This window comes from Pandoraea commovens (assembly GCF_902459615.1).
GTDB lineage: Bacteria > Pseudomonadota > Gammaproteobacteria > Burkholderiales > Burkholderiaceae > Pandoraea > Pandoraea commovens.
Genome location: NZ_CABPSA010000011.1, coordinates 16,169 through 36,489, shown reverse-complemented (window position 1 = coordinate 36,489; position 20,321 = coordinate 16,169). Strand labels below are relative to the sequence as shown.

Sequence of the window (20,321 nt, the reverse complement as noted above, 5' to 3'; positions counted from 1 at the left end):
AAAACGGCGGGTTGAGCCGTAGTTTATGACAATGGCGGGTCATCGGGGCGTCCGAATAGCCATCATCATGGCGGCGAAATATTTCCCTGTGCCGCCGGTGCTATCTTCGGCTCATCCCCACGCCGGCCGTTAAAAAGACCAATGCGGCAACGCCGGCGCGTCCACAATTGCACTGCACTACACTGAGAATCATGGAGACACAAGCCATCCGCTTCTTTTACCGCGGCAAGGTGCACGAGGTCACTGGCGAAGCCACGACCCGCACCGTGCTTCAGTACACGCGCGAAGACCTGCACTGCACCGGCACCAAGGAAGGCTGTGCCGAGGGCGATTGCGGCGCTTGCACGGTCGTGATCGGCGAGTTGGCCGACGATGGCAATGTGGCGCTGCGCGCGGTCAACGCCTGCATCCAGTTCCTGCCCACGCTCGACGGCCGCGCGCTCTTCACGGTCGAAGACCTGCGCCATGCCGACGGCACGCTGCACCCGGTGCAGCAGGCGCTGGTGGATTGCCATGCCTCGCAGTGCGGTTTCTGCACGCCGGGCTTCGTGATGTCGCTGTGGGCCATGTATCTGAACCGTCCGGTAGAAGCGGGCTGCCCGAGCCGCCGCGAGATCGACGACGTCCTGTCGGGCAACCTGTGCCGCTGCACGGGCTACCGCCCCATCGTCGACGCCGCCCAGAAGATGTACGACCTGCCGCGTCACGAATTCGACCGCAAGGCGCTCGCCGAGCAGTTGCAGGCGCTGCAACGCGGCGACACGCTCTCGTACGAGCACGACGGTCACGTCTTCCACGCCCCGCGCACGCTGGCCGAACTGGGCCGTCTGCGCGCCGCTTATTCGGACGCACGCATTCTCGCCGGTAGCACCGACGTCGGCCTGTGGGTGACGAAGCAATTCCGCGAGCTGAAGCATCTGATCTACATCGGCCAGGTGGCGGAACTGCGCGAGATCTCCGAGGGTCCGAACGGCATCTATATCGGTGCGGGAGCTTTGCTCAACGATGCGTTCGATGCGCTCGTCAACCACTACCCGGATCTGGCCGAACTGCGTCAGCGCTTCGCCTCGTTCCCGATCCGCAACGCCGGGACGCTGGGCGGCAACGTCGCGAACGGCTCGCCCATCGGTGACTCGATGCCCGCGCTGATCGTGCTCGGCACGCGTATCGTGCTCCATCGCGAAGGCGTGGTGCGTGAAATGCCGCTCGAAGACTTCTATATCGCATATCAGAAGAACGCCCTCGAAGCGGGCGAGTTCGTGCAGGGGATTCGCGTGCCGCTGCCCGCATCGTCGCAACGTTTCCGTACGTACAAACTCGCGAAACGCTTCGACCAGGACATCTCCGCCGTGTGCGCCGCATTCGCTGTAGAACTCGAAGGCGATACCGTGCGTTCGGCCCGTATCGCTTTCGGCGGCATGGCCGCGACGCCCAAGCGCGGCAGCGCCATCGAAGCCGCACTGAACGGCCAGCCGTGGACGGAAGCGACCGTGCGTGCCGCGATGGCCGCCCTGCCGACGGACTATCAGCCGCTTTCGGACATGCGCGCGACGAGTGCTTACCGACTGGCCGGTGCGCAGAATCTGCTGTATCGTTTTTTCCTGGAAACGCGCAACGACGCGCCGCTTGCGGCACACGAAGTCAACGCGTTCGCCAACGTCTAACCGGAGCCGCCCATGAACACGCAAGTCGAAGGCTTCATGACGCAGACCGCACAGACAGCTGCCCAGGTTGGCCGCTCGCGCCCGCATGAGTCGGCCGAGCTTCACGTAGCTGGCGAAGCCACCTACACCGACGACATTCCCGAGCTGCAAGGCACGCTGCACTGCGCGCTCGGTGCGTCGCCCAAGGCACACGCCCGCATTCTCTCGCTCGATCTCGACGCCGTGCGCCGCGCACCGGGCGTCATCGCCGTGCTCACCGCCGCCGACATCCCCGGCGTGAACGATTGCGGCCCGGTCATCCACGACGATCCGATCCTCGCGGACGGTGTCGTCCAGTACATCGGCCAGCCGATGTTCGCCGTGGTCGCCGAATCGCACGACGCCGCCCGTCGTGCCGCACGACTGGCCAAGGGCGAATACGAAGACCTGCCCGCCATCCTCACGCCTCAGGCCGCCAAAGCCGCTGGCGCGGGTGTACTCCCGCCGATGCAACTGCGTCGCGGCGACGCCGATGCCGCCCTGCAAGCCTCGCCCAACCGCATCAGCGGCACGTTCGAATGCAACGGGCAGGAGCAGTTCTATCTCGAAGGACAGATCTCGTACGCCATCCCCAAGGAAAACGACGGCATCCACCTCTATTGCTCGACGCAGCACCCGAGCGAGATGCAGGCGCTTGTCTCCCACGCGCTGGGCTGGCATAGCCATCAGGTGCACGTCGAGTGCCGACGCATGGGCGGTGGCTTCGGTGGTAAGGAATCGCAATCGGGCCTGTTCGCGTGCGTGGCCTCACTGTGTGCGTCTCGTCTGAAGCGGCCCGTCAAGCTACGTCTGGATCGTGACGACGACTTCATGATGACGGGCAAGCGTCACGGGTTCTACTTCGAGTACGACGTCGGCTTCGACGACGACGGTCGCATCACCGGCGCGAAGGTCGACATGACGCTGCGCGCAGGCTTCTCGGCCGACCTGTCCGGCCCGGTCGCCACACGTGCCATCTGCCACTTCGACAACGCCTACTTCGTGCCGGACGCCGATCTGCGCGCCCTGTGCGGTAAGACGAACACGCAATCGAACACGGCGTTCCGTGGCTTCGGCGGCCCGCAAGGCGCGCTCATCATGGAAGTGGTGCAGGACGCCATCGCGCGACGTCTGGGTAAGGATGCCCTCGACGTGCGCCGTGTGAATTTCTACGGCAAGACCGAGCGCAACACCACGCCGTACGGGCAACTCGTCAAGGACAACATCATCCACGAGCTGGTCGCCGAGCTGGAACAGACGAGCGACTATCGCGCGCGTCGCGACGCCGTGCAGGCGTTCAACCGCACAAGTCCCGTACTGCGCAAGGGCCTTGCGCTCACCCCGCTCAAGTTCGGTATCTCGTTCAACGTGCAGGCCTTCAATCAGGCCGGTGCACTCGTGCACGTCTACCGCGACGGCTCGATGCTCGTGAACCACGGCGGCACGGAGATGGGTCAGGGCCTGAACACCAAGGTCGCGCAAGTCGTGGCGCACGAGTTGGGCGTCGACCTCTCGCACGTGCGTGTCACGGCGACCGACACGACCAAGGTCGCGAACACGTCGGCCACCGCAGCATCGACCGGCGCAGACCTGAACGGCAAGGCCGCGCAGAACGCTGCATGGCAAATCCGTCAGCGCCTGGCAGAGTTCGCGGCAACGAAGTACGGCTGCGCCGCCGACGAAGTGACGTTCGCCAACGATGTCGTCAGCGCGAACGGGAATCACATCCCCTTCCCCGATCTCGTGGAAGCCGCCTACTGGGCGCGCGTGCAACTCTGGTCGGACGGCTTCTACGCCACGCCGGGCCTGTCATGGGACGCCAAGACCATGAACGGCAACCCATTCTTCTACTTCGCGTACGGCGCAGCGGTCTCGGAAGTCATTCTCGACACGCTCACCGGCGAGTGGCGTCTGCTGCGCGCCGACGTGCTGCACGACGCCGGTAAGTCGATCAACCCGGCGCTCGACATCGGACAGGTCGAAGGCGCGTTCATTCAGGGCATGGGCTGGCTGACGACGGAAGAACTGTGGTGGAACAAGGACGGCAAGCTCATGACGCACGCCCCCTCCACGTACAAGATCCCCGGCATCAGCGATTGCCCGACGGACTTCCGCGTGAATCTGTTCGACAACGCCAACGTGATGGACTCGATCCACCGCTCCAAAGCGGTCGGCGAACCGCCGCTGCTACTACCGTTCTCGGTCTTCAATGCACTGCGCGACGCCGTAGCCAGCGTGAACGACTATCGCGACGAACCGGTGCTGAACGCGCCGGCCACGTCCGAAGCGCTGCTCATGGCGATCACCGAGTTGCGCACGCGGAGCGCCGCCTGATGCATCGCTGGGTCGACGCCGCCCACAAACTGCTCGTACGCGGTGAGGCCGCCGTATTGGTGACGATCGCGCGCGTGGAGGGTTCTGCACCGCGCGAGGCAGGCACGCATCTCCTCGTCACGCGCGAGCACGTGTGGGAGACCATCGGCGGCGGCCATCTCGAATGGCGAGCGATGGACGTCGCCCGTCAACTGCTGCGTCAGTACGGACAGCAAGGCGCGCGTCACGTCGAGCGCTTCGCCCTTGGCCCGAGCCTCGGGCAGTGCTGCGGCGGTGCGGTCACCCTCGCCTTCGAAGTGCTCACGCTGGGCGATCTGGCCTGGGTGAGCGCGTTGCACAAACGTCTGGCGGCCGGTGAGGCGAGCCTGCGCAGCGTAGCGTTTGGCGCACCCGGCGCAGACGCTGCGGCCAGCCAGCATCAGGGCGGGCCGGTCATGCTGACCGAACTCGATGCTGACGAACCTCTCGCCCACCCGCACACCCTCACCCGCGACGCCGACGACGCCGCCTGTTCCTTCTGGCAAGGCAGCGACGGCTGGCTGTGGCTGAGCGAGCGCCTCGCGCCGAGCGACTTTCACATCGTGCTGTTCGGTGCGGGACACGTCGGACAGGCCATCGTGCAGGTGCTCGCCACGCTGCCGTGCCGCGTCACGTGGGCCGACGAGCGCACCGAAACGTTCCCCGAGACGGTGCCGCCGAACACCGTCGTCGAATCCACGGACACCCCCGAGGCCCTCGTCACCGAAGCGCCGCCGGGCGCGTTCTTCCTCGTCATGACGCACAACCATGCGCTCGACCAGCGTCTGTGCGAGGAGATCTTCAAACGCGACGATTTCGCCTATTTCGGGCTGATCGGGTCGATGACCAAGCGCCGCCAGTTCGAGCATCGTCTGCGCGACCGGGGCGTGCCGCCCGAGCGCTTCGAGCAGATGATCTGCCCCATCGGCGTGGCGGGCATCTCCGGCAAAGCGCCCGCGACGATTGCGATTGCCGTGACCGCACAACTGCTGCGCGTGCGTGAACAACAGATGCGCCAGAGTGCACCGGCCGGTGCGCAGGACAGCGGTATTCCTGTCTGAAACGCGGCCAGCCTCCCCCGGACACCGGAGCGACCACCCGACGCGCCAATGCACGACAAACGCCTGCGACGGTAAAATCCCGCCCATCTCCCCCAAGAAGACACACCATGCCCCTCACGCCAGAACTCGCCAAGACCCTTTGCGCCATGCCCAAGGCGGAGCTGCATCTCCACATCGAGGGCACGCTGGAGCCCGAACTGATCTTCCGGCTCGCGGAGCGAAATCAGGTGAAGCTGCCGTATCCGAGCGTCGAAGCCCTGCGCGACGCCTACGCCTTCACCGATCTCCAGTCCTTTCTGGACATCTACTACGCCGGCGCGAGCGTGCTGCTCACCGAAGACGATTTCTACGACATGACGCGCGCTTATATGGCGCGCGCCGCCGCCGACAACATCCGTCACACGGAAATCTTCTTCGACCCGCAAACGCATACGTCGCGCGGTGTGTCGATGGCCACCGTGGTGAACGGCATCGAACGCGCGCTGGCTGAAGCCGAAGCACAGCAAGGCATCACAAGTCGTCTGATCCTGTGCTTCCTGCGCCACCTGCCCGAGGAAGACGCCCTGCAAACGCTGGAAACGGCGCTGCCCTATTTCAACAGCCACGGCCATCGTCTCGTGGGTGTGGGGCTCGATTCGTCGGAACAGGGCCACCCGCCCAACAAGTTCGCGCGTGTCTTCGAGCGCTGCCGTGCGCTCGGGCTGCGTATCGTGGCGCATGCCGGTGAAGAAGGTCCGCCCGCGTACATTCACGAAGCGCTCGACATGCTGCGCGTGGAGCGCGTCGATCATGGCGTGCGCGCCATCGAAGACGAAGCGCTGCTCGACCGTCTGGCCCGCGAAAAGATCGCGCTGACGGTGTGCCCGCTCTCGAACGTGCGTCTCAAAGTGTTCGATCACATGGGGCAGCACACGCTGCACCAACTGCTCAAACGCGGACTGGCCGTAACGATCAACTCGGATGATCCCGCTTACTTCGGCGGCTATCTCAACGAGAACTTCCTTGCGACGTTCGATGCCCTCGACATGACGCTCGACGACGCTTACACGATGGCAAGGAATAGCTTCGACGCTTCGTTCATCGACGACAGCGAAAAGCAGCGTCTGATCGGCGAACTGGAGCGATTCCGCGCGGCGCAAATCGACGTTTGGGCCGGTCGTCACATTACCTCCCGATGATGTCGAACATTCCCCATTAGGAATATTTTCGCTGGGGCCCGATGCTATTTTTCGAGCGTGCCCTGATACACGTCGCGAGGTGCCCCCACACCGCGCAACGCCGGGCGCTCATCACATAGAAAATATCGGAGACAACACCCCATGGACTCATCGCTCAGCCCCCCGGCGAGTAATGCAGCAGCGGCAGCAGCGGCAACGCTGGGTGCAGCCCCGGCTGCACCGGACGCAGCACACGACAACACGCGCGTGGCGGGCGCGCAACCCACGTCGACACTCGACCGCTATTTCGGCATCACGTCGCTCGGCTCCACGTTCCGCACCGAAGTGATAGCGGGTATCACGACTTTCCTCGCGGCGATGTACATCATCGTCGTGAACCCGGCCATTCTGTCGAAGACGGGTATGGCCTTCCCGGCGGCACTCACTGCTACGGTGCTCATCAGCTTTTTCGGCAGTTGCGCGATGGGTCTCTACGCGCGCAATCCGGTGCTGGTTGCGCCGGGCATGGGCCTGAACGCCCTGTTCGCCTTCACGATGGTGCACGGCGTGGGCATGCCCTGGCAGACGGCGCTGGGCTGTGTGTTCTGGTCGGGCATTCTGTTCGCGCTGCTCGCCGCGCTCAACGTGCGACGCTTCGTCGTCGAAGCGATTCCCTCGAACCTGCGCTACGCGATCTCGTGCGGCATCGGTCTGTTCATCACGGTGATCGGGCTGGTCAACGCGAAGCTCGTGGTCAGCGATCCGGTCACGGTGGTGCGTCTGGCGCACCTGTCGCCGCCGACCGTCACGTTCCTCATCGGCCTGGCGCTCACGACCGTGCTCGTCGCACGCCGCGTGAACGGCGCGCTGATGATCGGTATCGTCGTCACCACCCTCATGGCCGTGCCCATCGGCCGCCTCTGGGGCGACGGCAGCGGCTACTTCCCCAAGGAAATCGCCACGGCCACGCTGGTGAACTTCCAGGGCTTCTTCGCTGCACCGGACTTCTCGGGCATCGGCCAGCTCGACCTGCTGGGCGCGCTGAAGGTGGCGTACCTGCCGTTCATCTTCGTGATGCTCTTCACGGCGTTCTTTGATACCCTCTCGACCTTCATGAGCATTGCCGAAGCGGGCAACATGAAGGATCGCGACGGCAATCCGCGCAACATGCGTCAAGCGATGATCGTCGACTCGTTCTCGGTGCTGATCTCCGGCCCGCTCGGCACGAGCCCGGCAAACGCCTACATTGAGTCGGCGGCGGGTATCGCACAGGGCGGCCGCACCGGCCTGACCGCTGTCGTCTGCGCGCTGCTGTTCCTGCCGTTCCTGTTCCTGTCGCCGATGCTCTCGCTCGTGCCCGCTATCGCCACGGCCCCGGCGCTGATTCTCGTCGGTGTGTTTATGATGGAATCTGTGGCGCGCATCGAGTGGCATCGCATGGACGAAGCCATCCCGAGTTTCATCGCGCTCGTGATGATTCCGATTTCGTATTCGATTACCGACGGCATCGCCTACAGTTTCCTTGCCTTCGTCGTCCTCAAGCTGTTCACGGGACGCATCAAGGAAATCAAGCCTGCGATGTGGATCGTCGCCGCGCTCGCGGTGCTGCTGCTCACGCAAATGTAACGACACAAGGACCCCGCTAATGTCCACCACAAACACGACGCCGCAGGCCCTGCGCGCCGTCCGCGCGCAACTGGTCTACTTCACGCACGATCCGGCGCGCGCCTATCTCGATGGCACGCCGGGCACCGTTCACCACACGGACGGGATCGTCGCGTTCGAGAACGGCCGCATCACGGCCGTCGGCGACTACGCCAAGGTTGCGCCGACGCTGCCCGCCGGCACACCCATCGAGGATCTGCGCGACAAAGTCATCACACCGGGCTTCATCGACACGCACATCCACTATCCACAGACGGATATGATCGCGTCGCCCGCGCCGGGGCTGCTGCCCTGGCTCGAGAAGTACACGTTCCCGACCGAGCGCCGTTTCGAGAATCCGGAATACGCGGCGGATGTTGCCCAGTTCTTCCTCGACGAATTGCTGCGCGGCGGCACCACGAGCGCATTGGTGTACTGCACGGTGCACCCCGGCTCGGCCGACGCGTTTTTCAAGGAAAGCGACTCGCGCAACCTGCGCATGATCGCGGGCAAAGTGATGATGGATCGCAACTGCCCCGAGTTCCTGCGCGACACGGCCGAGACCGGCGCACGCGACAGCGAAGCGCTGATTCAGCGCTGGCACAACAAGGGGCGTCAGCTGTATGCGCTCACGCCGCGCTTTGCGCCGACCTCGACCGAGGCGCAGCTCGGCGTGTGCGGCGAACTTGCCGAACAGTATCAGGACGTGTTCATCCAGAGCCACGTCGCCGAGAACACCGACGAAGTCGAATGGGTACGCTCGCTGTTCCCCGGTCATCGCAGCTATCTCGACGTCTACGATCACTACAAGCTGCTGCGCAAGCGCGCCGTGTACGGTCACTGCATCTGGCTCGACGAGCATGATCGTCGCCGTATGTTCGAGACGGGAACGGTGGCCGCGCATTGCCCGACGTCCAACCAGTTCCTCGGTAGCGGCCTGTTCGACTTTGCTGCTGCCGAAGCGACGCGCATGCCGGTCACGCTCGCGACCGACGTGGGCGGCGGCTCCACGTTCTCGATGTTGCAGACGATGAACGAAGCGCACAAGGTCGCGCGTCTGTCGGGGTATCACCTCTCGGCCGAACGCATGTTCTACCTCGCGACCGAAGGGGCTGCACACGCGCTGGATCTGCACGGCACCATCGGCACGCTCGCCGTGGGCGCCGAGGCCGACTTCGTGGTGCTCGATCCGAAGGCGACGCCGTTGCTCGCGCGTCGTACGGCGCTGGCGGAGTCGCTGGAGGAATTGCTGTTCGCGTTCGCCATGCTCGGTGACGATCGCGCGATTGCCAAGACGTATGCCGCTGGCAAGCCGGTCCATCACCGCGCGGCCGCTTGATGGAATGATGGCCTGATGCGCTGATCGCAGTCGTTGCACCGATCCGGTCTGCTGGCGCATGCCGCAGGCCTGATGTCTTACGCGAGGGCGTGGGCGTCGTCGCTCTGGCGACGCGCGCGCCCTCGCGGTCGCCGACCGTGCGCAAGGGGCAAACGGTCGGGGATCTCCTTGGGCAGCCGATGGCTGCCCTTTTTTGCATTGAGCAGCCGACGGTCACCCTTTTTCTCATTGCGTCGCCGGTTACCGCGATGTCACGGAACCGTCGCTTGCGCGATAGCCCTGCGCCGATGCTATAATCCGCCTCGATTCATTGGGGAGTAGCCGCCCTGTCATAGACATCAGTCTTCGGCAGGGGCGTACGTCAACAGACTTGGCCGGTTCCGGCTATGGCGTGCGCAGCCCTCGGGCCTGGCGAGACCGATGACGATGCTTCCGCCATCCGGGCCGGGACGCATTGTCATTGGCTCGCATGTACACGGCCCGGCGGAGAAAAATAAGGTGTCCCCATTCCTCGTATCGACCGGTGTGGTCGCGCTTGCCGAAATCGGCGATAAAACCCAGTTGTTGTCCCTTGTGCTCGCTGCGCGCTTCAAGAAGCCCGTACCGATCATTCTCGGCATTTTCGTCGCCACGCTCGTCAACCACGGCTTTGCCGGGGCGGTCGGCGAATGGCTGTCGACGGCCATCAGTCCCGCCATCATGAAATGGGCCGTCGTGGCTTCCTTCATCGGCATGGCGATCTGGATTCTCATACCCGACAAGCTCGACGACGAAGAGGCCGACACACGTCGCAAGTTCGGCGTATTCCTCTCGACCGTCATCACGTTCTTCATCGCCGAGATGGGCGACAAGACGCAGATCGCGACGGTCATGCTCGCCGCGCGCTATCAGGACTTCTTCGGTGTGGTGGCGGGTACGACGCTCGGCATGATGCTCGCGAACGTGCCTGCCGTGCTCGTCGGCCACAAGTTCTCGGGACGCCTGCCGACCCGCACCGTGCATGCCGTGGCGGCCGTGATTTTCCTCGTGCTCGGCGTCATCACGCTGATGCAGTAATGATCTCGCCATCACTTCGGTAAACGAAAAAGACCGGCCTGGGATCGGCCGGTCTTCTTTGCATCAATCACACCATCACTGCCCGACTTTTTGCTGGACGTTGACGGTTTGCCCGCTCGGGAACGGCAGTTGCTTGAGTGCCGCGTCGATCAGAAACGGCATGGCCGAGGCCATCGACGTCCCGGCATCGCTCGTTTCGGCCTGCACGCGATACACCTCCTTGCCCGTCGGACGGTCCGTAAAGCGCAGTTGCAAGCCAGCCAGGCCGTACGGGTAATCGCGCTGGATGTACGCCGGCGGCGCGCCGTACGGATAACCGTACCAGCCCCACGGACGCCCCCACGGTCCCCAAGGACCGGGGGCGAACATCGGGTCGTAGGCCGGTTCCGTCACGCGCATCACCTGCTGCGTAATGCCGTAGGACATGCCGATCAGATAGTGCGCGCTCGACGGGCTTTGCTCACTGAAACCGTCCCCCGCGAGACGCGTGCGCAGCCACTGCTCGTATGTCGCATGCTCCTGATTGTTCTGCTGCTCGGGGGTGCGCGTGAGCGCATACGTGCGCGGCCCCTCGAAGCCCGGCGAAGTGCCGAACGCCGTGACCTGGCTGGTCACCGTGCTGGCACATCCGGCCAGTAACACGCTGGCGACGGCCAACGTCGCCATTCCCCATCGTTTCCACATGATTCTGTACTCCCGATTCCGAAACCCGCTGTAGACGCCTCGGTGCCGCTGCGCCTCATCAGCCTCATTGGTCATTTTGTTGCGACGATTTAAGCATAGGACGGCATCTCGCGCACATCCGATTCGTTTGACGGTTGCGTTGAACGAAAATTCAGCAAATTGTCGACTCGGACCGGGCGCCTTGCCAGCCAACCGGTAGAACACGTTCACGAGCCCGGAATACATGTGAACAGACCCTAAGCGCGCCACTCCGTTACAATTTGTGAATCCTTGGCCGTCCGCACATTACCGTCCATGCTCAGAACCGACCTCGCAGGTGTCATCCAACGCTCCGACTATACGCCCCCGGCGTATCTGATCGACACCGTCCAACTTGACTTCGACCTCGCCCCCGACGTGACCACCGTGACCAGCCGATTGCGCATTCACCGCAATCCGGCCGGCCCCGGCGGCGACCTCGAACTGGTGGGCCAGGGCTTGCAACTGGTCAGCCTCGAAATCGGCGGCAAGCCGTGGTCCGGCTATCGCACCGGCGAAGAATCGCTCACCGTCGTTGCACCGCCCGAAACGTTCGAACTTACGCTGGTCACCCGCTGCCGTCCGCAAGAGAACACGTCGCTCATGGGGCTGTACGTCTCCGGCGGCAACTTCTTCACGCAGTGCGAAGCCGAGGGCTTTCGCAAGATCACCTACTTCCTCGACCGTCCGGATGTAATGGCGACGTACACCGTGACGCTGCGCGCCGACCGCGAGGTGTATCCGGTGCTGCTCGCCAACGGCAATCTGATCGACAAGGGCGATCTGCCGGACGGCCGCCATTTCGCCGTCTGGGACGACCCGTTCAAGAAGCCGAGCTATCTGTTCGCGCTGGTCGCCGGACATCTGGTTTGCCGTGAGGAACGCATCGTCGCTGGCGACGGCCGCGAGAAGCTCCTCCAGGTCTGGGTGCAGCCGCAGGATCTGGACAAGACCGAACACGCCATGCATTCGCTCGTCAACTCGATCCGCTGGGACGAGGAGCGCTTCGGCCGTGTGCTCGATCTCGATCGCTTCATGATCGTCGCCGTGAGCGACTTCAACATGGGTGCGATGGAGAACAAGGGCCTGAACATCTTCAACACGAAGTACGTGCTGGCCGACGCCGCCACGGCGACGGACGACGATTTCGGCAACATCGAAGCGGTCGTGGGCCACGAGTACTTCCACAACTGGACCGGCAACCGCGTGACCTGCCGCGACTGGTTCCAGTTGAGTCTCAAGGAAGGTCTGACGGTGTTCCGCGATCAGGAATTCTCCGCCGACATGATGGGCTCCGAGTCGGGCCGCGCAGTCAAGCGCATCGACGACGTGCGCGTGCTGCGTCAGGCGCAGTTTCCGGAAGACGCCGGTCCGATGGCCCACCCGGTGCGCCCCGAGAGCTACGTCGAAATCAACAACTTCTACACGGTCACCGTCTACGAGAAAGGCGCCGAAGTCGTGCGCATGTATCAGACGTTGCTCGGCCGTGACGGCTTCCGTCGCGGCATGGATCTGTACTTCGAGCGTCACGACGGTCAGGCCGTCACGTGCGACGACTTCCGCGCCGCAATGGCCGACGCCAATCAGCGTGACCTCACACAGTTCGGCCGCTGGTATAGCCAGGCTGGCACGCCGCGTGTGACGGTCGATGCCGTCTACGACGAAGCCGCCCACACGTACACCCTCACGCTCACGCAACGTTGCCCGAAGGTCGGCGTCGAGTTGCAGGTCGAAACGCTCGTCAAGCAACCGTTCCACATTCCGTTCGCCGTGGGACTGCTCGATCGCGACGGCCGCGACATGGTGCTGCGCCTCGACGGTGAAGCGGCCGATGCACCGGCATCTACCACGCGCGTGCTCGACTTCACGCAGGAGCGTCAGAGCTTCACGTTCGTCGACGTCGCTCACACGCCGATGCCGTCGCTGCTGCGCGGCTTCTCGGCACCGGTGATCGTCGAACACGAGTACACCATCGACGAACTCGCGTTCCTGATGGCGCACGACAGCGATCCGTTCAACCGCTGGGAAGCCGGACAGCGTCTCGCGACGCGTCAGTTGCTCGCCCTCGTCGAATCGATTCAGATGGGCCAGTTGCCGAGCGTGGACAGCTATGTACTCGAAGCCTTCCGCCAGGTGCTGCGCGACGAAACGCTCGATCCGGCGTTCCGCGCGCAGGCGCTCACGCTGCCCGCTGAGTCGTATCTCGGCGAGCAGATGACGGAGATCGATCCGGCCGCCATTCATGCGGCGCGTCAGTATCTGCGTCAACGTCTGGCCGCATCGCTGCATACGGAATGGCTCGCGGCGTATCACAACCATCGTGTGCCGGGCCCGTATCAGCCCGACGCAGCATCGGCCGGTGAGCGTGCGCTCAAGAACCTCGCCCTGTCGTATCTGATGGAACTGTCCGACGCCGGCGTGGCGCAAACCGCCCGCACGCAATACGACACGGCCGACAACATGACCGACCGCTTCTCCGCGCTCACCGCGCTGGTACAACGCGGCGGTGCGGCACGCGAAGGCGACGCAGCTCATGGCCCGAACCACGCCGCCGAAGCGCTTGTGGACTTTTATCAGCGCTTCGAGAACGAACCGCTCGCCATCGACAAGTGGTTTGCACTTCAGGCGATGCAGCGTGGCGACGGCAGCCACTGTGTGATCGATGCGGTGCGCGCGCTCATGGGGCATCCGGCCTTCACGCTGAAGAATCCGAACCGCGCCCGCTCGCTGATCTTCAGCTTCTGCAGCGGCAATCCGGCGCAGTTCCACGCCACCGACGGTTCGGGCTATCAGTACTGGGCCGAGCAGGTGCTGGCGCTCGATGCGCTCAACCCGCAGGTCGCCGCCCGACTGGCGCGCGTGCTCGACCGCTGGCGCAAGTACACGCCCGCGCTGCGCGAGCGTATGCGTGACGCCTTGCAGCAAGTGGCGCAGCATCAGGCGCTGTCGAAAGACGTGCGCGAGATCGTCGAGAAGGCGCTCGCCTGATCGATGTCAAAGGCATGCGGCCGGGGGCGATCACCGTCACGGCCGCATGACTTCGAAGTACCCGCAGGTCAGGCAAAGTTTGTAAGGCCAGCGCGGCCCCGCACCGATCAACGGCCGCAGCGCCGGCACCGGAATCACCACATCCTCGAACGTCCCGCCCATGAGAAAGTTGGCGGGATCGTTGCATAACGTCACCTTGCCGCTCATCGCACTGACAGTGATGTGCACATCCTGCCCCGGATAGGCGGGCGGGTCGCGAAACGTCAGTTGATAGATCATCATCACGTCGGCGTCCGGCGGACTCTCGACCTCGTAGGTGCCGTTGCGCAGGTGCGAGCGAAACGTGAGGCGCAGCGACTCGTCGAACGCCGAGTGAGACGCAACCGGTGAGCGTACTTCCGCACGCACACTCCACCAGTGGGGCGAGCCATCCACGACATCCAGCCGCACGTCGACAGGCAGAAAGCGCCGCTTTTCCTCGCCGTCGTAGCACCACGACTTCATGCAGCCGTCGTAGTGCAACGCTGCGCGTTCCGGCGTTCCCTGCTCGTCGATCATCACCCTTGGATAGCGGCTGTCGACGGAAACTGGCGGCACGAGATCACCGCGCGAAAGGAGAATGAACTCATCCATGCGCTACCTCCCGACTTCTGCTCTGCAATTCCGAGTCGTTGCCGCGAGCGTGTCTTGCCGTCACCCGCATAGGCGCGCAACTTGCTATTTCTTGTTTCTCTCATGCATGCGCGCCATTTGGAGCGCAGTCTAGACAACGCAATGCAATTACGCACCTGTCAACCCTGACAGGTGCTGCGTCGCCCCCTCCCTTCCAAAGCACCTGTCGCACCATTGAAAGGCGCCCACGCCGATTCAGTCGAGGCCAACGTCGCGCTGTGCGCGGCGGTCGGCTGCACGCCTATGCACGACAAGCCGGGTGCGTGAGCCTCTGGCAGTATCCTGGGTGCGCGTGTATTATCAAAACGAACGTTTTTTACATTTTCGATTAATTTTGCTCATGCAACGCCCCCCTATCGAACTTCGTCACTTGCAGACCTTGTTGGCGTTGCGCGACACCGGCAGCGTCTCTCGCGCGGCGTTGTGGCTTCACCTGACGCAATCCGCTCTGTCGCATCAGATCAAGGCATTGGAGGATTTCTACGGCTTGCCGCTGTTCATCCGCAAGTCGGCCCCGCTCGTGTTCACTCCGGCGGGGAAGCGCTTGCTGGCGCTCGCGGAAGACGTCGTCCCCGCCGTCGACGAAGCGGGGCGCGATCTCACCCGGCTCGCTCAGGGGACACAGGGGACATTGCGCATCGCCGTGGAATGCCATACGTGCTTCGACTGGCTGATGCCCGCGATGGATGCGTTTCGTCAGCGCTGGCCGGAAGTGGAACTGGACATCGTGTCGGGCTTTCATGCCGACCCGATCGGGCTGCTGCATCAGGACCGCGCGGATCTGGCGATCATCTCCGAGCATGAGGAAGGCGAAGCGGTGGACTTCCATCCATTGTTCCGCTTTCAGATGATGGCGCTCATGGCGAACGACCATCCGCTTGCTGCCAAGTCGCATGTCGACGCCGAGGATTTCCGTGACGAGACGCTCATCACCTATCCCGTGCCCGACGACATGCTCGACATCGTGCGACAGGTGCTGCGCCCGGCGGGCATCGAGCCGACACGCCGCACGACCGAGCTGACGGTGGCGATCCTGCAACTGGTGGCGAGCCGTCGCGGGCTGGCCGCACTGCCGCTGTGGGCGATTACCGGCTATCTGGAGCGTCGTTACGTGAGCGCACGGCCCATCACGCCGCAAGGGCTGACGGCCGAACTGTGGGCCGCCACGCTACCGGCAACAACGGCACGCCCGTACATCGGCGAATTCGTCTCGATCATGCGTGAGACAAGTCTGCTGACGTTGCCAGGCATCGAGTTGATCTGACGACGTGTGCGGGCGGAGCGAAACCTCCGCCGTGTTGCCAGTCGTCAGGCGGGGCGCCGCACGATCAGGCGGCAGACGCGCCTGCCTGAACTCGCACTCGTGACGTCTTCTTCATGGAGCACAACGCCCTCATGCAGCGCTGCGCGAACGACTGCGGGATCAAACGCGCTATAGAGACGGCCGTCGTCGTGGCGCAGATCGGCCCCTTCAGTCACGCGCCACGACACGTAGAGCACACCGCCCGGACGCACCAGCGTCCATAACCGATCTGCGGCCTGAGCCACCTCATCTACCGGCAGATGCATCAGTACCGTCTCGCAGATCACGTTGTCGAACTGCGTCGTCACGCTTTCCATCGACGGCAAACGGTCGACGTGAAACATCACCCACGGGAAGGTCTTGCGCGCGAGCGCCACAAGCGCCGGTGAGGCGTCGTAACCTGCGACATCGAAACCTTGTCGAGCGAGCCATGCGGCGTCGCGCCCATTACCGCATCCCACGTCGATTGTCCGGCCGCCCGGAACGAAATGGCGGACAAGCAGTGCGTACATATCGTCCGGCGGCGGTTGCTCCAGCCAGTCCTCGCTGTAGCGTTCGGCATTGGCCTCATAGGCCGCTTCGGTCTGCAAATCCGCCATGATCGGGATCTCGGGTATGCGGTGAGCGGTCGCGCGACGAAGCGACGGGGAATCGCCCTCGTCGGCGCGATGCATGTCTTACTGCAATGTCTTACTGCGAAATCTTCTCCAGCGCGATGTCCTTCGTGCGCGGCCCCATCAGACCGATGGCGAGCATGACGACCAGCATGGCGCAAGAGATGAAAGCGAACACGCCGGTCACGCCGAAATTGCGCAGCACCGACGCGATCAGGAACGCCGTGAAAATCGCCGAGAAGCGGCTCCACGAATAGACGAAACCCACCGCACGTGCGCGAATGCCCGTGGGGAACAACTCCGTCTGATACGCGTGATAGCTGTACGACATGATGTTGTTCGCAAGCGTCAGGCCAATGCCCATCGCGATCAGCATGACCGACGACGTGACCTGCGAGAACACCATCCCGCACACGATACCGATACCGGCCGTCCACACAATGGCGTGCTTGCGCTCGACCTTGTCGGCCATCCATAGCCCGATCAGCGGGCCGACCGGTGCGGCCAGCGCGATCACGCTCGAATATGCGAGACTCGTCGTCACCGTGATGCCCTGTTTGATGAGCAGCGTCGGCACCCAGTTCGCAAAGCCGTAGAAGCCGACCGTCTGGAAGATGTTGAACAGAATCATCATGATGGCGCGCTTGCGATACGGCGGCACCCACATGTCGCGAAACGCGCTCTTGGGCACGACCGGCTCCGGCACGCCCGGCGCAGGCAGCGGCTTGCCGTACTCGCGCTCGACCTTGGCTTCGAGCGCCGAAAGCACACGCTCCGCCTCATCCAGACACCCCTTCTGCGCGAGCCAGCGCGGGCTCTCCGGCAGAGCACGGCGAATCCACCAGACGAACACCGCACCGTGCGCGCCGATGAGCACCACCCAGCGCCAGCCTTCCAGACCGAGGAATTCGCGCGGCACGAGCCAATACGCGAGCAGCGCCACGACCGGCACCGCCGTGAAACCGACGGCCTGTTCGCACGCGAAGGCGCGCCCGCGAATCTGCTTGGGCACAAGCTCCGCGATGTAGGTGCCGATCGTCACCAGCTCCACGCCGATGCCGAGGCCGACCACGAAGCGCCAGAAGTTCACGCCGGTGGCCGTCTCCTGAAACGCCATGATGACGTTGGCGACGGTGTACCAGAGCAGCGAGCCGGTGAACACCGCGCGACGCCCGAAGCGGTCGGCGAGAAAGCCGCACGCAATGGTGCCGATGAATAGGCCCGAGAACAGCGCGGCGATGAAACTCGCCACACCGGTCGTGCCGAACAGGCCCGGTGTCGTGGGCGTGAGGATGCCGCTTTTCACCAGACCCGGTGCGATGTAACCGGTGTAGAGCAAGTCGTAGAGTTCGAAGAAGAAACCGAGACTGAGCAGCACCACCAGTTTCCAGACAGTGCGGGTCGGGGGCAGACGGTCGAGTCGGGCGGAAATGTCGCCTGCGGTCAGGCGGGTTGCCGCTGTCGTTGCTTGAGCGGCGCGAGGCATGGAAGGCATTGATACGTCGGGGGATGGCATGGAAATCGTCTCCGGGCCCGTTCGGTCATGGCCGAACTGCTCACAGTCCGACGTCTCTTCGGACATCGGATACACCATGAATCGACAGGCGCGAGGCCGAAATTGTGCCACGAATGACACCGCGCCAGTCACCTTTGCCACGTACTACGAAAAATTGCGATGTTCACCAACAACAGCACAGCCTCTTTCCGATGTGACGGTGCGCAGCACATCGTATCGAATCGTCGATGTGCTGCGGCATGCGTCGCACACAGCGAAACCGTCGCAACGCGCGTTACCGCAATGCCGTCGCTTTCAATTCGTCGAAGCTGACAATGCGCCCCGCCAGCGCGCTCGCCGCGACCGTATACGGACTCGCGAGCCAGACACTGCCCGGTCCAGAGCGTCCCGGGAAGTTGCGGTTGATCGCGCTGATCGTGACCTGATCGGAAGACGTCGATTGCCCCGGCCCGCAGTTCGCACACGCGCCGCAGCCCGGCATGATGAGCGTCACGCCCGCTTCCTCGAACGTCTTCAGATAGCCTTGCACCTCGCAGTAGGCGCGCACGTCCATCGTGCCGAATTGCAGGAACAGCGACCGCCCCTGTGCGACGCGCAGTCCGTGGGCGACACCCCACGCGAGCACGTCGTGATAAGCGTCGAAGTCGTCGCGCTTGCCTGCGGTGCAGGAACCGCCGTAGGCGATGTCGATGGCGACGGGAGCGTCCAACTCGGCGAGCGCCACGCCGTTGCCGGGGTCGCCCGGACGCGCGAGCATTGGCGTGAGCGCGGCGGCATCGATGCGGATCACGTCGCGATAGCGCGCACCGACGTCGCTCGTCATCCACGGTTCGAGCGTGAAGTCGATGCCTCGCCGCTCCTTGAGGAACGCCACCGTTTTCTCATCCGGTGCGACGATGCCGGTAAAGCCGCCCAGCTCGGCCACCATATTGGTGAGCGTGGCGCGCTCGTCGACTGACATGGCCCGTACGGCACTCCCCGCATATTCGAAGACGAGGCCGATGGCGCCGCCGCTTCGGATGGCGTCGAGGCGCAGCAGATGCAGCACGACGTCCTTGGCCGTCACACCCGGCGCGAGGTCGCCGTCGATCTCGATGCGCAACGTCTGCGGCACCTTGCAGCGCACGTAGCCCGTCACCCAGCTGTTCGCGATGTCCGTAGCCCCCGCGCCGAACGCGAGGCAACCGAGCGCGCCCGCGTGCGGCGTATGCGAGTCGGTACCGATCACGATCTGGCCGGGCAACGCGTAGCGCTCGGCCATGAGCGCGTGGCAGATGCCGTCGGCACCGTGTTCACCGTCGTCTGCGAGTTGCCCGTGCGCCAGCACCGGATAGCGCGCGACGAACTCGCGATGACCGCTCGTCAGATTCGCGACACCGGGCAACAGCCCTTGCGAGACATGCGGGAAACTCTGCGCCGCGAGCACCAGATGGTCCTGAAACGCGATGATGCGCGCCGGATCGTGCAGCGCCGCCGGTTCACCGAATGCACGATGCATCAAATGCGCGCACATCCCCGTGAAGTAATCATGTGAGAAACGCCAGTCGACGCGCACGAACACGCCGTCGCCATGCTCGGCACCCGGCGTGGCCGGATGCAGGCGGCGCGCCATGATCTTTTCTACGAGGGTGCGGGGCGACTGGGTTGGCGTCGTCGCTGCGTCGTCATGCGCACGCGGCGCAGGCCACTCCGCAAACTTGCTGTACGCGAGCAGACCGCCGCTGCGGATGATCTGCTGCGTGAGGACATCGCGCCCCTTGAGAAATTCGGTAATCGGAATGGCTTCACCCGCGAGAATGCGGTCGAGCACACCGAAATCGGTCGTCGTCAGAATGCCGATGTTGTCGCAGTTCTGCTGATAGATGCGCTCGAAGCTCTCGGCAACGATCAGACGGATACCCGCCGACAACTCCGCCAGCGGGCTCGACTCACGCGACGAGCCCTTGCCATAGCGCTTGCCAGCGACGGTGACCTGAAAACCACCGCGACGCACCTCGTGCTCGCCCACGGGCATCTCGTTTCCCGCTTTGAAACCGACGTACGGATAGCGACCGAGTCGCTCGTCGTACGTCAGCATGACGGTGACGGGCGTGATTTCGTCCGTTGAAACGTTGTCGCGCAGCACGCCAGCCTCGGCGCGCGTGACGGACTCGCCCGACAACTGGCGGCGCACGATGGCCGGGTCGTCGGACAGAAACAGCACGCGGCCATCGAAACGAATGATGTCTTCCATGC

Annotated in this window: 14 protein-coding genes and 1 riboswitch; of the genes, 9 read left to right on the top strand and 5 right to left on the bottom strand. The window is 63.9% G+C overall.

All coding sequences use genetic code 11. The features are described from left to right. Positions 1-191 precede the first annotated feature (191 nt). The 7 genes from xdhA to PCO31010_RS23950 all read left to right on the top strand — a co-directional run bounded on the left by xdhA (position 192) and on the right by PCO31010_RS23950 (position 10,291). A complete protein-coding gene (gene xdhA / locus PCO31010_RS23980; protein WP_150666467.1) occupies positions 192-1,664 on the top strand; it encodes a xanthine dehydrogenase small subunit in 1,473 nt (490 codons plus the stop codon). Positions 1,665-1,676: 12 nt separating this feature from the next. After that, positions 1,677-4,016 (top strand): xanthine dehydrogenase molybdopterin binding subunit, encoded by a 2,340-nt coding sequence (gene xdhB / locus PCO31010_RS23975; RefSeq protein ID WP_150666466.1) that lies wholly within the window; start codon positions 1,677-1,679, stop codon positions 4,014-4,016. Then, positions 4,016-5,095, top strand: coding sequence for a xanthine dehydrogenase accessory protein XdhC (gene xdhC / locus PCO31010_RS23970; RefSeq protein WP_150666465.1), 1,080 nt, complete (start codon positions 4,016-4,018; stop codon positions 5,093-5,095). Before xdhB ends, xdhC begins: the two co-directional genes overlap by 1 nt. A 107-nt stretch (positions 5,096-5,202) precedes the next feature. After that, on the top strand, positions 5,203-6,273 hold the full coding sequence (locus PCO31010_RS23965) for an adenosine deaminase (protein WP_150666464.1): 1,071 nt from the start codon (positions 5,203-5,205) through the stop codon (positions 6,271-6,273). Positions 6,274-6,414: 141 nt separating this feature from the next. Next, positions 6,415-7,878, top strand: a complete 1,464-nt coding sequence (locus PCO31010_RS23960; protein ID WP_246184755.1) for an NCS2 family permease — start codon at positions 6,415-6,417, stop codon at positions 7,876-7,878. Positions 7,879-7,897: 19 nt separating this feature from the next. Beyond that, positions 7,898-9,235 (top strand): guanine deaminase, encoded by a 1,338-nt coding sequence (gene guaD / locus PCO31010_RS23955; protein ID WP_150666463.1) that lies wholly within the window; start codon positions 7,898-7,900, stop codon positions 9,233-9,235. A gap of 300 nt (positions 9,236-9,535) precedes the next feature. Continuing rightward, positions 9,536-9,720, top strand: a riboswitch (yybP-ykoY riboswitch). A gap of 13 nt (positions 9,721-9,733) precedes the next feature. Continuing rightward, positions 9,734-10,291, top strand: a complete 558-nt coding sequence (locus PCO31010_RS23950) for a TMEM165/GDT1 family protein (RefSeq protein ID WP_150666462.1) — start codon at positions 9,734-9,736, stop codon at positions 10,289-10,291. Between the two features lie 75 nt (positions 10,292-10,366). On the opposite strand, the gene PCO31010_RS23945 is transcribed toward PCO31010_RS23950, so the two are convergent. Next, on the bottom strand, positions 10,367-10,975 hold the full coding sequence (locus tag PCO31010_RS23945) for a DUF4136 domain-containing protein (RefSeq protein WP_150740104.1): 609 nt from the start codon (positions 10,973-10,975) through the stop codon (positions 10,367-10,369). Between the two features lie 294 nt (positions 10,976-11,269). Between PCO31010_RS23945 and pepN the strand changes: the two genes are divergently transcribed. Then, the gene (pepN, locus tag PCO31010_RS23940) at positions 11,270-13,981 is read left to right on the top strand and encodes an aminopeptidase N (RefSeq protein ID WP_150666460.1); all 2,712 of its coding nucleotides are present in this window, start codon (positions 11,270-11,272) and stop codon (positions 13,979-13,981) included. A gap of 36 nt (positions 13,982-14,017) precedes the next feature. On the opposite strand, the gene PCO31010_RS23935 is transcribed toward pepN, so the two are convergent. After that, positions 14,018-14,614 (bottom strand): hypothetical protein, encoded by a 597-nt coding sequence (locus PCO31010_RS23935; RefSeq protein ID WP_150666459.1) that lies wholly within the window; start codon positions 14,612-14,614, stop codon positions 14,018-14,020. A gap of 379 nt (positions 14,615-14,993) precedes the next feature. Here PCO31010_RS23935 and PCO31010_RS23930 point away from each other — a divergent pair, with 379 nt between their 5' ends. Then, entirely contained in the window at positions 14,994-15,917 is a 924-nt protein-coding gene (locus PCO31010_RS23930) for a LysR family transcriptional regulator (protein WP_150666458.1), read from the top strand. Between the two features lie 44 nt (positions 15,918-15,961). Here PCO31010_RS23930 and PCO31010_RS23925 read toward each other — a convergent pair whose 3' ends face one another. The 3 genes from PCO31010_RS23925 to PCO31010_RS23915 all read right to left on the bottom strand — a co-directional run bounded on the left by PCO31010_RS23925 (position 15,962) and on the right by PCO31010_RS23915 (position 20,319). Further along, on the bottom strand, positions 15,962-16,555 hold the full coding sequence (locus tag PCO31010_RS23925; RefSeq protein ID WP_150666531.1) for a class I SAM-dependent methyltransferase: 594 nt from the start codon (positions 16,553-16,555) through the stop codon (positions 15,962-15,964). Between the two features lie 91 nt (positions 16,556-16,646). After that, complete coding sequence (locus tag PCO31010_RS23920; protein WP_150666457.1) at positions 16,647-18,065, bottom strand: MFS transporter; 1,419 nt, start codon at positions 18,063-18,065, stop codon at positions 16,647-16,649. 295 nt (positions 18,066-18,360) lie between these two features. Then, the gene (locus PCO31010_RS23915; protein WP_150666456.1) at positions 18,361-20,319 is read right to left on the bottom strand and encodes an aconitase family protein; all 1,959 of its coding nucleotides are present in this window, start codon (positions 20,317-20,319) and stop codon (positions 18,361-18,363) included. Positions 20,320-20,321 lie beyond the last annotated feature (2 nt).

Excerpts from the sequence above, each read along its gene's own strand:
- PCO31010_RS23965 (WP_150666464.1), top strand. The coding sequence starts at position 5,203 with ATGCCCCTCACGCCAGAACTCGCCAAGACCCTTTGCGCCATGCCCAAG.
- pepN (WP_150666460.1), top strand. The coding sequence starts at position 11,270 with ATGCTCAGAACCGACCTCGCAGGTGTCATCCAACGCTCCGACTATACG.
- guaD (WP_150666463.1), top strand. The coding sequence starts at position 7,898 with ATGTCCACCACAAACACGACGCCGCAGGCCCTGCGCGCCGTCCGCGCG.
- PCO31010_RS23945 (WP_150740104.1), bottom strand. The coding sequence starts at position 10,975 with ATGTGGAAACGATGGGGAATGGCGACGTTGGCCGTCGCCAGCGTGTTA.
- PCO31010_RS23920 (WP_150666457.1), bottom strand. The coding sequence starts at position 18,065 with ATGCCTTCCATGCCTCGCGCCGCTCAAGCAACGACAGCGGCAACCCGC.
- xdhB (WP_150666466.1), top strand. The coding sequence starts at position 1,677 with ATGAACACGCAAGTCGAAGGCTTCATGACGCAGACCGCACAGACAGCT.
- xdhC (WP_150666465.1), top strand. The coding sequence starts at position 4,016 with ATGCATCGCTGGGTCGACGCCGCCCACAAACTGCTCGTACGCGGTGAG.
- PCO31010_RS23930 (WP_150666458.1), top strand. The coding sequence starts at position 14,994 with ATGCAACGCCCCCCTATCGAACTTCGTCACTTGCAGACCTTGTTGGCG.
- xdhA (WP_150666467.1), top strand. The coding sequence starts at position 192 with ATGGAGACACAAGCCATCCGCTTCTTTTACCGCGGCAAGGTGCACGAG.
- PCO31010_RS23960 (WP_246184755.1), top strand. The coding sequence starts at position 6,415 with ATGGACTCATCGCTCAGCCCCCCGGCGAGTAATGCAGCAGCGGCAGCA.
- PCO31010_RS23935 (WP_150666459.1), bottom strand. The coding sequence starts at position 14,614 with ATGGATGAGTTCATTCTCCTTTCGCGCGGTGATCTCGTGCCGCCAGTT.
- PCO31010_RS23925 (WP_150666531.1), bottom strand. The coding sequence starts at position 16,555 with ATGGCGGATTTGCAGACCGAAGCGGCCTATGAGGCCAATGCCGAACGC.
- PCO31010_RS23915 (WP_150666456.1), bottom strand. The coding sequence starts at position 20,319 with ATGGAAGACATCATTCGTTTCGATGGCCGCGTGCTGTTTCTGTCCGAC.